11 protein-coding genes and 1 riboswitch are annotated in these 14,073 nt (G+C 41.3%); of the genes, 4 read left to right on the top strand and 7 right to left on the bottom strand.

Annotation, left to right across the window (positions count from 1 at the left end; translation table 11 throughout):
- The first annotated feature begins 255 nt into the window (after positions 1-255).
- Positions 256-1,659 (top strand): DEAD/DEAH box helicase, encoded by a 1,404-nt coding sequence (locus L3V41_RS00250; RefSeq protein ID WP_237126980.1) that lies wholly within the window; start codon positions 256-258, stop codon positions 1,657-1,659.
- A gap of 81 nt (positions 1,660-1,740) precedes the next feature.
- On the opposite strand, the gene L3V41_RS00245 is transcribed toward L3V41_RS00250, so the two are convergent.
- On the bottom strand, positions 1,741-2,397 hold the full coding sequence (locus L3V41_RS00245) for a nitroreductase family protein (RefSeq protein WP_237126979.1): 657 nt from the start codon (positions 2,395-2,397) through the stop codon (positions 1,741-1,743).
- A 102-nt stretch (positions 2,398-2,499) separates the two neighbouring features.
- On the opposite strand from L3V41_RS00245, the gene L3V41_RS00240 reads away from it, so the two are divergent.
- A complete protein-coding gene (locus L3V41_RS00240) occupies positions 2,500-3,438 on the top strand; it encodes a LysR family transcriptional regulator (protein WP_193987464.1) in 939 nt (312 codons plus the stop codon).
- Positions 3,439-3,485: 47 nt separating this feature from the next.
- Positions 3,486-3,636, top strand: a riboswitch (FMN riboswitch).
- Positions 3,637-3,742: 106 nt separating this feature from the next.
- On the top strand, positions 3,743-4,396 hold the full coding sequence (ribB, locus tag L3V41_RS00235) for a 3,4-dihydroxy-2-butanone-4-phosphate synthase (protein WP_167346342.1): 654 nt from the start codon (positions 3,743-3,745) through the stop codon (positions 4,394-4,396).
- 33 nt (positions 4,397-4,429) lie between these two features.
- Here the strand turns inward: ribB and L3V41_RS00230 are convergent, their stop codons facing one another.
- From L3V41_RS00230 to L3V41_RS00220, 3 genes are all read right to left on the bottom strand, one after another.
- Positions 4,430-5,872, bottom strand: coding sequence for a serine hydrolase domain-containing protein (locus tag L3V41_RS00230; RefSeq protein WP_062569356.1), 1,443 nt, complete (start codon positions 5,870-5,872; stop codon positions 4,430-4,432).
- A gap of 206 nt (positions 5,873-6,078) precedes the next feature.
- On the bottom strand, positions 6,079-9,231 hold the full coding sequence (locus L3V41_RS00225; protein WP_237126978.1) for an efflux RND transporter permease subunit: 3,153 nt from the start codon (positions 9,229-9,231) through the stop codon (positions 6,079-6,081).
- A 4-nt stretch (positions 9,232-9,235) separates the two neighbouring features.
- Entirely contained in the window at positions 9,236-10,408 is a 1,173-nt protein-coding gene (locus L3V41_RS00220) for an efflux RND transporter periplasmic adaptor subunit (protein ID WP_062569354.1), read from the bottom strand.
- A 157-nt stretch (positions 10,409-10,565) separates the two neighbouring features.
- Between L3V41_RS00220 and L3V41_RS00215 the strand changes: the two genes are divergently transcribed.
- Positions 10,566-10,814, top strand: coding sequence for a YkgJ family cysteine cluster protein (locus tag L3V41_RS00215; RefSeq protein WP_193988963.1), 249 nt, complete (start codon positions 10,566-10,568; stop codon positions 10,812-10,814).
- Between the two features lie 170 nt (positions 10,815-10,984).
- On the opposite strand, the gene L3V41_RS00210 is transcribed toward L3V41_RS00215, so the two are convergent.
- The 3 genes from L3V41_RS00210 to L3V41_RS00200 form a co-directional block, all read right to left on the bottom strand.
- Positions 10,985-12,823 carry a TonB-dependent receptor gene (locus L3V41_RS00210; protein ID WP_237126977.1) on the bottom strand — a complete coding sequence of 613 codons (1,839 nt, stop codon included), beginning with the start codon at positions 12,821-12,823 and terminating at the stop codon, positions 10,985-10,987.
- 169 nt (positions 12,824-12,992) lie between these two features.
- Positions 12,993-13,358 (bottom strand): hypothetical protein, encoded by a 366-nt coding sequence (locus L3V41_RS00205; RefSeq protein WP_237126976.1) that lies wholly within the window; start codon positions 13,356-13,358, stop codon positions 12,993-12,995.
- Between the two features lie 68 nt (positions 13,359-13,426).
- On the bottom strand, positions 13,427-13,975 hold the full coding sequence (locus tag L3V41_RS00200; RefSeq protein ID WP_062569349.1) for a DUF4136 domain-containing protein: 549 nt from the start codon (positions 13,973-13,975) through the stop codon (positions 13,427-13,429).
- Positions 13,976-14,073: the final 98 nt, after the last annotated feature.

Raw genomic sequence — 14,073 nt, 5'->3', positions numbered from 1 at the left:
ATAGCCTAGTGAGGACTTCACCGATTCACAAAGATACACCTTGCAGCAGGTGTAGCACTGCATATGTAGCATTTGTTTCACATTACCTTTGGAAAAATACACAAGGAGTGCAGCCCTAAATTTGTGCCTCAGATGCTAAAGCTACTTTCGTGCCCAAATTCCCTTTAATAAAATAATTCCATGCATTATTGACTATCCTAGGTATAATGCGCGCACTTCGGCAATTCAGCTGATTTTTTGAATTTGAGAGACACTATGAGTTTTGATGGCTTAGGATTATCACAGTCTTTAGTTGATGCGGTTTTAGAAAAAGGTTATGAAACACCTACGCCTATTCAAACACAGGCAATTCCTGCAATTATTGCTGGCCGTGATGTTATGGCGGCAGCGCAAACAGGAACGGGTAAAACAGCAGGTTTTACATTGCCACTCATTGAGTTATTAACAAAGGGTAAAAAAGCAGGTGCAAACCGTGCGCGTGCACTTGTTCTGGCTCCAACACGAGAGCTTGCTTTACAAGTGAGCGAAAACGTCGAGCAGTACGCTAAGCATTCAAATGTAAGCTCATTTGTTGTTTATGGCGGTGTTAAAATTAATCCGCAAATGATGCGTTTACGCAAAGGCGTTGATATTCTTGTCGCCACACCTGGTCGCTTGTTGGATTTACATAACCAAAATGCGATTAAATTTGATGATTTAGAAGTGCTTATCCTCGACGAAGCAGACCGTATGCTTGATATGGGGTTTATTCATGATATTAAGCGCATCATTGCTAAATTACCTGCAAAGCGTCAAAACCTGATGTTTTCTGCGACCTTCTCAGATGAAATCCGTGCGCTGGCAAAGGGCTTAATTAACGATCCGGTAGAAATTTCAGTTGCAGCAAAAAATACCACTGCAAAAACAGTGACGCAATCAGTTTATGCTGTTGATAAGTCAAGAAAAACAGCTTTGCTAAGCCACTTAATTCGCGCCAATGATTGGCAACAGGTGTTGGTGTTTAGTCGCACGAAACACGGCGCTAATCGTTTGGTTAAGCAACTTGAGCGCGATGATATCAGTGGTGCAGCTATACATGGTAATAAGTCGCAAGGGGCGCGTGTTAAAGCACTTGAAGGTTTCAAAAATGGTGATGTAAGAGTATTAGTTGCCACTGATATCGTGGCACGAGGCTTAGATATTGTTGAGCTACCGCATGTAGTTAATTATGACTTACCAAATGTATACGAAGATTATGTTCATCGTATTGGTCGAACGGGTAGAGCTGGCGCGTCGGGACATGCAATTTCATTTGTAACCGCTGATGATGCAGATGACCTTTATGGTATTGAACGTTTTATTGGGCAATTAATTCCGCGTGCTACAGAGTCAGGTTTTGAGCCAACTAAGCCAGTTGCAGAAAAGCCACTTGATACACGACCAATAAAGCCTAAAAAACCAAAGAAACCAAAAAAGCCGAAAAGTCCAGATCAAGAGCAAACACAAAAGCCAAAACCTAAAACGGCAAAGCGGCCACAGCAAAATAAAGGGCAACAAGGCACAAATAAACTAGCAGGTGGAAAGTCATCTGCGGCTAAAACTCAAAGTAAAAAGCCTTTTAACAAGCGAACACGCGTGTCAGGCACTGCACATTCTCGTAAAAAGTCGACTGACGAATAATATGACGATGAACCTTGAAGTGAACTTCAACTCACTTCAAGGTATTAATTCAAGGTATTAAAAGGGTTATTAAAAGGGTTATTAAATTACTTTAATCACCGTATTTTTATCTAATCGTGATTTTGGTAATGCCGCGTTGTAATCTTGTTCAGGTTCATGGTAGCCGATAGCAAGGGCTACTTCACAAACATACCCGTCTAACTCATCAGCGAATAACTCACTCAATAGCTCTTTATCAACACCTTCCATCGGCGTTGAATCAATACCTAAACGCGCCACTGTGTGCATAGTATTACCCAAAGCGATGTAAGTTTGTGACTTGGTCCATGCAGCATTATTGCCTTGTTCATCGGTATTTAAATCGACAAAGGCAAACGCCCCAAAGGCTTGCTCTTTATTTTCAGCTTTAGTTCGGCCGTTAGCGATATCAGCATCAATTACTTTTTCATAATCTTCACGTTTATAGCTTGGATTATAGGCAAATAAAATGGTGTGTGATGCCGCTTTAGCATGCACCTGATTAAATTGAAACTTGTTAGCAAAACTATCGTGAAGGCGTTGCTTTGCTTGCTCAGACTCAATGACAACAAATTTCCAAGGTTGAGAATTTATTGATGAAGGCGATAAACGTAACGCTTCTAAAATAATGTTTAAATCTTCTTGGCTAACGTGTTTTGATGCATCGTAGCGTTTACTTGTATAACGGCGTTGTAAGTCAGAAATAATAGGGTGTGTCATGTAATTGCTCCCGCATGTATAACATTAGGTGCAGTGTACGCTTTGCATACTTTACGATAAAGCGCATAATCAAATAAACATTATCAAAAAATTTTAGTTAATATGCAGGTTGAAGATCTCAAATTAGTCCTCAAGGTGGCGGAGTTTCGTAGTATAACCCAAGCTTCGGCTAAGTTAGATATGCGCGCTGCGACGGCGAGTGCTGCAATAAAGCGAGTAGAGGCAGCCCTTGGCGCAGAGCTTTTTGTTCGTACCACTCGTCACTTAAGATTATCAGCCGCGGGAGAGCGTTTTTTACCGCAATGCCAACAAGCATTGGCGACACTTGAGCAGGCAACACTTGCGCTAAAAGGCGAGCATGATGAAATAGAAGGAGAACTAAGGGTTGCACTTTCTTCTGATTTGGGACGCAATATTATTATCCCTTGGTTAGATGAGCTTTTGGATGAGTATCCCAAACTCAGCATGCGACCGCACATCAGTGATAGTAATGTCGATTTTTATCGTGACTCCGTTGATTTTGCGCTTAGGTATGGCTCACCATCAGACTCAAATCTATATGGGTTTAAAATATGTAATGTGCCAAGGCTGTTATGTGCAACACCAGAGTATATTGCTGAATATGGCGCGCCGATACATCCCGATGAATTAAATCAGCATCAAGGCCTATTTTATCAACTGCAAGATATCATCAATAATGTCTGGGAATTTACCAACGGAACCGAGCGTTTTAAGGTGAAAATGCAAGGCCGCCGTGCGTCTAATGATGGTGACCTAGTAAGGCGTTGGTGCGTGGCCGGTAAAGGCCTTGCTGTGAAATCATGCATAGATATCAGTGATGATTTATTAACAGGGCGGGTCGTACCTATTATGCAAAATTACCCGCACCTTTGTGCAGAGCTTTGGTTAATTTGCCCAAGCAGGCAATCAATCACACCTGCTGTTCGTTTAGTGAGAGATATATGTCGAGAAAAAACGAAGGCGATTCTCAATCAACTGATTGAAAAAGGCATTTTAGATAAGCAGGTACTCGATAACTAATTATTTTAAGTATAGAATAACTGGGCTTATTCGTCTTTATGATTAAGCAACATTCTCAGGGCGGGGTGAAATTCCCCACCGGCGGTATACTTAACGATGTTAAGTGAGCCCGCGAGCGCTTTAACCTTTGGTTGAAGGTCAGCAGATCTGGTGAGAGGCCAGAGCCGACGGTGATAGTCCGGATGAAAGAGAATATAGTTAATCTATAAAACAGTAATTGGCTGCCCTCGGGTGGTCTTTTTTGCTGTGCCTTTCAATGTCCTGAATCTTTTCATATTTAATTTAATAGGTATTAAAAATGATGATTCAGTCTTCTTTACTAAGCCAGTTCGGCGAACCACTTGAACGCGTTGAACGTGCTATTGCTGCATTGCAGCAAGGTGAGGGCGTGCTTGTGGTAGATGACGAAAACCGTGAAAATGAAGGTGATTTTGTGTATTCAGCACAGCACCTAACAACCGAGCAAATGGCTATGATGATCCGTGAGGGCAGCGGTATTGTGTGTCTTTGCATGGGCGATGAGCGTGTTAAACAGCTCGACTTACCGCAAATGGTTGAGCATAACACCAGTCAGAACAAAACCGCGTATACTGTCACTATTGAAGCCAAAACGGGCGTGACAACAGGCGTGTCAGCGGCTGATCGTGTCACCACAATTAAAGCAGCCACAGCAGAAAAAGCAAAACCAGAAGATTTATCTCGTCCAGGCCATGTGTTTGGTTTACGTGCGCAAACAGGCGGGGTGCTTGTTCGTAGAGGTCATACCGAGGCGTCAGTCGATTTAATGCAGCTAGCGGGTTTAGCGCCTTTTGGAGTTATTTGTGAGTTAACAAACCCAGATGGCTCAATGGCTCGCTTACCAGAGGTAAGCACGTTTGCCATTGAGCACGCTATGCCTGTCGTCTCGATTGAAGACTTGGTAGCCTATATCGAGCTTAATCAAAAACAGGCGTGCTAAAATTAAAAGAAGCCACTTACGGTGGCTTCGTCTCTATTGAAGTTGCTTAATAGCGTTTTTTGCACTTTCACTTTCAGGATCTAACTCAAGGGCTCTTTTATAACTGATGAGCGCTTTTTGCTTTTCCCCAACAGCTAAATAGGCTTCACCTAGGCTGTCATGGGTATTGGCAGAGTCGGGATAATGCTGACTATTGAGTTCAAATACTGCCACCGCTGCATTTAATTTATTCATTTGCATTAATTCATAGCCAAAGTAATTAATCGTTCGCTCACGAGGCGTTTTATGATGAGTGACGAGCTCTGCATATTTTTCTTTTAGTGCAGCAATACCGCCATCCTTAAGTGCTTTGTATAGTATGCTATCAGCATGCTCAGTAGCCGCTTCATAAGGCTTTTCGTAATAAATATTGAGAAGCCCATTAGTCATGGGGGTTAATGGTGCACCACCTGTGTTATTTAAAATAACGATTAGGAGTTTATCTTCAATAACTCGGCTAATAAACGCATTAAAGCCATTAATACCACCGCCATGCTGTATTTGAGTCAACGCTTTACCATATTGATCTTTATCTAACTTTTTAACCTCCCAGCCGAGTGCATAATCTCGTTGGTTAGATACTTGGTACATTTGCTTTTTATATTCAGCATTCAACAGTTGGTTAGAGTAAAGAGCTTGATCCCATTTTACTAAATCACGTGCGGTTGAGTACATTGCACCTGCAGCATAAGGAATGGACATATCTAGATAGTCAGTGTTGCTATAACCTGCTAAGTCATTAGCATAACCCGATGCACGATATTTTATAATTTTACTGTGTGAATCGTAGCCTGTATTAGCCATATTGAGTGGTGTTAGAATATTTTCCTGCAAGACATCTTGGTAGCGTTTTCCTGTTATTTTTTCGATGACTGCCCCTAAAATAAAATAGCCTGAGTTGCTATAGCGAAATTGGGTGCCAGGCTCAAACACTAAATCATCACTACATAACAGACGGATAAACTGATCGACACTATATGGGTTTCTGCTGTATTTTTCGCCAAAGTCTTTTGTTTGTGTGTAATTACCAAGACCTGATGTATGGTTAAGTATTTGACGGATAGTTATTTTCTTAGCGGAATCTTGCCTATAATCGGGTAGGTAGGTTGCTAATGGTTCGTCAAGCTTGAGTTTGCCTTGTTGAGCTAGTTGTAGAATTAGCATCGCTGTGAATTGTTTTGTAATTGAGCCAATCCTAAACTTACTGTTTTTGCTATGTTTTATATCCCATTCGAAGTTGGCATAACCATAACTTTTTTCAAAAAGTATTTTGCCTTCTTTAGCAACTAAGACGTTACCATTAAACTGTTTATAATTATGAAACTCTTGAATAAAGTCAGCCATTTGCTGTGCTTTTTCTTTACTAAAAGCAAGGTTTGCAAAGAGTAATACAGATACCAGCATTAATGGCTTTAAATAGTTCTCTAATGTTTTCATTTTTTTCCCTTGTTGTGATTATTGTTCTATTTTATTTTTTAGGTTTAACTCCTTGTTTTTCATCTATTGAAAGTGTTTTTTACTATACGATTGATTAACTTTTATACCGTACCTGAGTTTTGGTGTTATGTCGCATTTATTTCTCTTTATATGACAAAACGCTTGGCAAGAAACTTACCAAGCGTTTTAGGTTGGGATGAGAAAGGTTAGTGACTGCTTGTATGTAACTCAGCTTCAGGTGCAGCCTTTTTACCTTTTAACTTGCTAATTAAGCGCTTAAAGTCTTCCAGCGCCACGTACTGACATGGAATTAAGATAAGTGTGATCACCGTGGCGAACAACACACCAAAAGCGAGTGAAACCGCCATAGGGATGACAATTTTCGCTTGTAAGCTTGTTTCCATTATAATCGGTAAGACACCGATAAATGTGGTAATTGAAGTAAGTAGTATTGCTCTAAAACGACGAGCACCTGCTTGCATGACAGCTTCTTTTATCGCAACTCCTTCGGCGCGCGCTTTATTAACAAAATCAACCATAACCAGCGAGTCATTCACCACCACACCAGCAACAGCGATGATACCGAATACCGATAGGCTACTCATGGTCATGCCTAAAATCATGTGACCGAACATGGCACCTATCACACCAAAAGGGATCACCGACATAATAATGAACGGCTGTGAATATGAACGCAGTGGAATGGCTAACAATGCAAAGATAATCAGCATTGATAAAGCAAAATCACGTATTTGCTCTGCAACGCTGTCCATTTCTTCTTGAATGCGACCGGCTACGTTACTTTCAACTCCAGGGTAGCTTTTCAGTAGGCTAGGTAAGTATTCATCGCGGATTTCTTTCGCAATGGCAAATGGTTCTGCTTGGTCTGTGTTAACTGCGGCCCATACGTTTACAGTACGTTTGGCGTTTTCACGACGAATACGGTTTACACCATCAACAATATTTACTTTTGCGACTTCTGCAAGAGGAACTTCTACACCGGTTGGTGTAATGATCCGTGCATCTGTGATGTCACTTACCGCGTTACGAGATTCACGAGGGTAGCGGATCATCACTTTAATCTCTTCACCGTCACGTAAAATACGTTGTGCTTCAAGACCGTAGTAGCTAAAGCTGACTTGTGATGCAACGTCTGATAATGTTAAACCAAGACTGTAAGCTAGCGGTTTAAGCTCAAGTTGTACTTCATCGGTTGCTGATTGCAGTGAGTCATTAACATCACCGACACCTTGCATACCATTAAGCTTTTCTTTTAGTTTAGCGGCCACTTCTTTTAACTTGTTGATATCTTTACCTTCTAAGCGGAAGCTAACATCGCCATCATCACGACCGCCATTCATGATACTGTCTTCAATGTTTAATGTTTTCACGCCAGGCAGAGGCGGCATTTGCTCACGCCACATTGCACTTAATTGGAAGGTATCAATAGGGCGTAAGTCCGGTTCAACTAAAATAGCCATAATGCGTGCACTTGTACGACCGCGCAAACTAACCGATAAGTCGCGGATCATCGCTTGACCATATTGCTCTTCAAGTTGCTTATCGACATCTAAAATTAGTTTTTCAATCGTTTGAGCTGTCTCAAGAGTTGCTTGTTCAGAAGATGACAAGTTCATTTCTATAGAAATTCGTGGAAAATCATGTGGGATCTTAGGGTTCGCCACAAATTTTACTAATCCACCTGCAAACATACCGCCGCTGACAATCAATACACATATAAAGCCTACGATCACGGTATAACGGTAGTGTATGCAGTGACCAATAAATGGTGTGTAGTAATTATCAATAAAACTTTTTAAACCATTATCCATACCTAAACGTAATCGATGTAACGGGTTTTTAGGATTCGCTGGTTTATTTTTCATTGCTGCTAAGTGAGCAGGTAAAATCAGTTTTGACTCAATCAAAGAGAAGATTAAGCACAGGATAATCACACCACCAATGGCTTTAGAGAAGGCAGACCCTGGGCCTGATGCGAGTGTTTGTGGTAAGAAGGCTGCAATTGTGGTTAGCACACCAAAGGTGGCAGGAATGGCAACGCGTTTAACGCCACGTACTACGTTATCAAGGCTGTGGCCGTGTTTTTCAATTTCAGCACTGGCCGATTCACCGACTACAATGGCATCATCAACCACAATTCCCAGCACCAGTATGAATGCAAATAAAGAGGCTAAGTTGATGGTGATATCTAAAAAGCCCAAAGGCATCATTAAAAATGCACCAAGGAATGAAACAGGCAGACCCATCATGACCCAAAATGCTAAGCGTAATGGTAAGAATAGGGCAAGTACTACCATAACTAAAATACCACCCCAAACCATGTTGTCGATCATCATGTTAAGACGACCTTCAAGGTAGTAAGTTAAATCAACAATAGGCGATAGTTTTACACCAGCAGGTAATTGTGGGGCTTTATCTGCAAGGTATTTTTTAAGAACAGCGGCAACTTTAGTTATATCTTGATCTTTGGAAGCATTTATTTCGAATGCTAGTGAGTTTTTGCCATTGTACTTAGAATATTGTAAGCCTTCTTCAAAGCCATCATTAATCGTTGCCACGTCGCCTAGTAATACTTGCGCGCCATCTGGTAGGTGTAATAAAGGCAGGTTTTCGAACTCTTTACCACGATACGCTTGGTTTTCAACTCGCATCGAAATATAACCATTTTCAGAGCGAATTTGACCTGCGGACATATTCGCTGAAAAACTACGCACTGCGGTTGCGATATCACGGAAAGTTAAACCATATTCGCGTAGTTTATCAGGGCTAATTTCAATGCCAATTTCGTAGTTTAAACCACTATAAAAGTTGACTAAGTTGATTTGCGGTAAAGCTTGTAGCTCGTCTTTTATATCATTGCCTAGCTCTTTGAGTTGGTAGTTGCTCATATCGCCATACAGCGCAAGGATCATAACCTCTTGCTCAAACTTGTCGCGGCGAACAATTGGGCGTTCCATCTCGGCAGGGAAGGTGTTTATTGAATCCACCTGCATCTTGATTTCATCAAGCACTTCTTGCGGGTCGTATTTTTCTTCTATTTCGACCCATGCTTGTGAAAAGCCACGATTTGAATAAGTGATTAAACGCTTTATGCCTTCGAGCCCTTCTAAAGACTCCTCGACCTTAATGGTAATACCTTCTTCAACCTCTTGTGGCGCAGCACCTGGGTAAATTGCTTGAATGCTGATCCAATTACTTTCGAATTGTGGAAACATTTGTTTTCGAACTGACATCGCAGTAAGCAAGCCGCCCACTAAGATGAAAATCATCAGCAGGTTTGCCGCAACAGGGTTACGAGCAAACCACGCTATCAGGCCTTTTTCTCTGTGTGTGGTCATGGCCTTATTCCTCTTTAAGTGCTAATTGTGTTGTCGGTACACTCAATTCAGCGTTATCGAGTTTTACAGCCATGCCTTCTGTGGGGTACTCAAGTGCAGAGGTAATTAACTTTTCACCATTAGCCAAGCCATTATCGGCGATCACCATGCCATTTTGCTCACGCACGATATTCAGCGTTTTGAATGTCAGTGTTTCGCCATCTTGTAGTACAGCGACTTTTTTATCTTTAACTAAGTGGTGCGGTACGACAATCGCGTTATCGAGGGCACGGCCTTCAATCGTCGCATTAATATAAGAGCCAAAGCGTAAAGGTTGCTTTTGCTCATAAGGCGTTGCGACTTGAGCAACTAAGTAGTTCATACGGCTACGTTGGTCAACAACACCTTCGCTGCGAACAATAGTTGCTTGCCATGTTGTTTGTTTACCTGCAAATTCAGCACTGATTGACACATTTGCACCAATGCCTTGGTTGTTTAGATATTGCAAGTCTTTATCAGCAACTGGAAGACGAACCTCTGCTATAGAGGTTGAGCTTAAGCTACCAAAGCTACTGCCAGGGTTTACCACACTGCCTAAGCTAATTAATCGCTCGTCGATAATGGCATCATAAGGTGCTTTAATGTAAGTGCGCTCTAAATTACGTTTTGCACGTTTTACACTCGCTTGTGCAGCGCGGTAGCTTGCTAATTTTTCAGCAAGCTGAGGTTTGCGTAAATATAACTTTGACGGAATAACTTGGTTTGAGTCACCTTTGATGCGATCCCATTCAGCTTGCGCTACAGATACCTGCGCACGTTCAATTTCAAGGGCCGAACTGGCTTGAGCAAGGCCGGCTTCTGCTTCGATTAATGCTGCTTCGTAATCATTTGGATCAATACGTGCTAGAATGTCGCCTTGCTTAACAAATCCACCTTGTACAAATTGCTCAGACAGTGACACAACTTGGCCACTGACTTGTGCGACTAACTCCGTGTGGTTTTTTGGCTTCACGATTCCATGTGATTTTACATCGAGCGTAATAGCATCAAAGTTCAATGGTTTTATTGATACAAGCGGACGGTTGTCTTGTTCTGGTTTTTCGACCGGCGCTTGTTTCATTGAAGCAAACGCAAAAGCCATTCCTAGGCCACCGACTAATACGGCGATAGGAAGAATAATTTGTTTTTTACTAGCCACGGGATAGTCCCTCACGGTTGACGGTAATTAAAATAAACTTGATAGGCTAAGCATACGCAATAAAGTGTTTACAAGGCGTTTGAAGATGTAACAAAGCATTGCACATATTACAAAGACGCTACAAAGGTTCTAAAAGGGGTACTCAATGACAGATAAAATGGCATGTAGATTAGGCTGTGGCGCCTGTTGTATTGCACCTAGTATTAGCTCACCGATACCAGGAATGCCAAACGGGAAAGCAGCGGGAGAGCGCTGTATTCAGCTTGATGATAATAACCTATGTAAATTATTTGGTGATGCATCAAGGCCAAAGGTGTGTAGCGACTTTTCTGCCACTATTGATGTGTGTGGCACCACTAACGAACAAGCACTGTATTTAATTACCGAGCTTGAACAGATGACTTAAAAAAGATTGAACCTTTAACATTTTTTAACGGTTACTGGGATCAGTTGTGTTTTTATGACCAAAGTTTTATTTATGGCATTTAATATAATTTTGGTTATGGTTCGTTAGATATCTTAGACGGTAACGCGATAGGAGAATGCCAGTCAATTGACTGGCATTGTTGTTTTTGATTACCAAGTATAGGTAGCACTAAGAGTATATTGCTCGCCGCGCCCTGGGGTACCTGGGACTTCTTCAAAAGATTCATCCCAAATGTTGTCAGCAGCAAAAGTAACAAATACATTTTCAAACTGAGCAGGAGTAAACTTTAGCGTTAATTGAGTAAAGAAGGCTTCATCGTCAGAGTTACGTAAGCGGTTACTATGTTGCTTACGCCATTCGTTATCGATACGCAGCTCAAGTACATCCATAGGCTGCCATATAGCGCCAAGTGTTACACGGTGGTCAGGGTAGTTAAGTGCATAAAAGCTGGCATCAATATCAGCCGTGCCATAGTCTTCGGACTTTTCTAAATAGGTGTAGCTGGCAATTAGCTCTGTGTTTTCAAACGATTTATTCGCCAAAAACTCAACGCCTAAGGTGTCTATATCAACTGGGTTTGCAAAACGGGCTGAGGTTGCATCAAAGCGATATGTCCAATCGGTAAGGTTTTTATCTTTACGATAGAAGATAGCTGAATCTAAACGCCAAGATGACTGTTCAATCAATAAACCTAGCTCAAGGTTATCGGTCGTTTCGCGCTCAAGATTGTAGTTACTTCTAAATAATCCGCCCGTTTCACTGCCACCAATTGCGGTATAACCAGGTACTTGAGTGGCTTCTGCGTATGATGCGTACCAAGTATGTTCACTGCCATTTTGATTAACCACTTTAAGGCTCGCATCGGCAATAAAAGAGGTATCTGAGCTATCACGGTTAGTATCATCAAATGCAGCACCAACACGAACAGTAAGCTCTTTGTTAGATGCAAGGGCAGTCTTGTACTCAGGCAAGATACTTAGTTTCGTGTAATTGCGTGAGGTAAAGTTGTTTTCAAGAGATGTTGATTCAATTGAATCAGCAATAAATTGCCCAGCATAATTAATTGCATAGTGATTATTTAAGCGGTGAAGCCCAGAAAGTGCCAATGATTTAACCGTGGTTTCATGAAATGCTTCAAACATAGCTGGGTTTTCACGAGACAACACGTAATGGTCGTTATGTTTACGATAATAACCTGTTACTTCAAAACTATTGTTCTCACCATACATTTGTTTATGGTTTAGCACCAATAGCTTGGTTTCAAGATCTTCGGTTTCGTTAAAATTAAATGGCGTGTAAAGGTTCGGCCAACCAAAAAATTTCTCTTGGCGTCCGAACATTAAATCAGTTTGTGATGAGTCACTGGCAAGTTGAATGCGCGCTGAGGCACGCTCAAAGTCGTGATCGCCATTATCAATTGAGCCATCACTTTGTGAGTTTGAATACTCACCTTCAAACCCTAACCGCCAATCCGGCATAGTTTCAAGCTTTTGGCTGTGGGCAGCATGAATGCTTAATAAGTTAAAGTCATTTGTGCCAGTGCCAAGTGAAACACTCCCAGTGCTTGTAATAGGGCGCCAGCCAAATGAAACTGTACCAACAGAGCTGTTCATGCCATACAGTGCGTTATCAGCACCTGTTAAAATGGCAGGGCCGGTAAGCATTTGTGGCGCAACAGGAATTTCAGCGAAGTAGTGACCCGATTGTGGGTCGAATAAGGTACTACTGCCAACACGAAAGCCGGTATTTTCAAAAATACCACCACGGATGGTTACATCGGCTTGTGCTTCAGCCATATTGCGCGATTGCAAATCTACACGGGGGTCATATTCTAAATTTGAGACAGGCGCATCAAAAGTGCCGACAGGCTCCTTATTTGCGGTTGCTGAGACTTCAACGGTGATCTGTTCAATATTGTTTGCGTCTTCTGCTAGCACTGAGCAAGTGACGAATAAAGCGGGAAGTGTAAGCTGTACTGCGCGTACCATCTAAAACTCTCTTGAATGTATTTGATTTACCTAGGGCAGTGAACACTATAGGCGCTCACTGCAAAATTGCGGCTATTGTATCTGAATCACTCAGTTATACCACTCCAACCAGATTTCAATAGGTAATAAAAAAACCGCTAAGGCGCGGTTGTGTAATTTAGAGCAGTGTTTATTGTTTAACCGCATCATATTTGCCAAAAAAAGTGATGATGAGCGCAATAAAAATGCCTATAAAACCAATGACTGAAAAAGCTAGGCTATATTCAGTTTTAATATTAAAAATATTAAGTAAGCTCGTTATTAACAATAGAGATATACCAACGATTTTTAAAATCGTCTGTGTTTTATTTAAGCAAAACCATGCGTGACAAGAGGGACATTGATTTTCAATAAAGAGGCTGTTTTTGTTAACCTTTTTTATATCTTTAGTCGCTATTTTAGTTTTACAGTTTGGGCAAGTTAATTTCATTTTATTCCTTTTTGGGTCTTTTTCTCTAAGACCTCTAATTCCATTTAGAGTTACTTTCAGCATCATAGCAAACTTTAATCATCACAAACAAAAAAGCTCACAATTCGTGAGCTTTTAAACGATGTGTTAACACTTTACTGCTGCGGTTTAGGTGGGAAGTTACTTAGAATATTAGCAACTGTCTCTTTAATTATCTCAGTGCGTTTTTCAGGTGTTTGGTTCTTTTGCAAACGACCTTCTTTTGCACCACGCCAAACTAGTTGGTTAGAAGCGCGGTCTACCACGTCTAAAATCAGTGTGCCTACTTCATACTCGCGAGTAGTTGTTTGCGTGTTGTAACCCATGCCCCAATAGTTCCAGCGTGCGCCGTAACCGACATTAAAGGTATCAACGTCGATTTTTTTATCAACCGATGCATGGTAGTTAATAAGTACATCTGCTTGTGCCATATCAACAAGTTTCATACCGCTTTTTTCAAGCTCAGCATTAACGGCTTCACGTACACGTTTTTCCATTAACGGGCTAATTTGGTAGTTTGCAACATTCTTAGTTAGGCTCGCGTTAGGAACCCAAGAGAAAGTTTGATAGTTGCTAAAGTCTGCTGATTTGTCGTAATCCCAATCAGGGGTTTTGGCGCAAGCCGCTAAAAGTAATACAGCCGTGGCGATTAATAAGTTTTTCATACTGTTTGCTCCTTGGCAAAATTTCCACTACTTATTTGATAACATAACACAAAAATAATTCAACTGAATGATTATTTATTTACTATGGCACATTTCAA

The organism is Pseudoalteromonas sp. L21, from assembly GCF_021728035.1.
Taxonomy (GTDB): Bacteria; Pseudomonadota; Gammaproteobacteria; order Enterobacterales; family Alteromonadaceae; genus Pseudoalteromonas; species Pseudoalteromonas arabiensis.
Note: the sequence above shows the minus strand (reverse complement) of the source record. Positions and strands in the feature narration are given on the sequence as shown.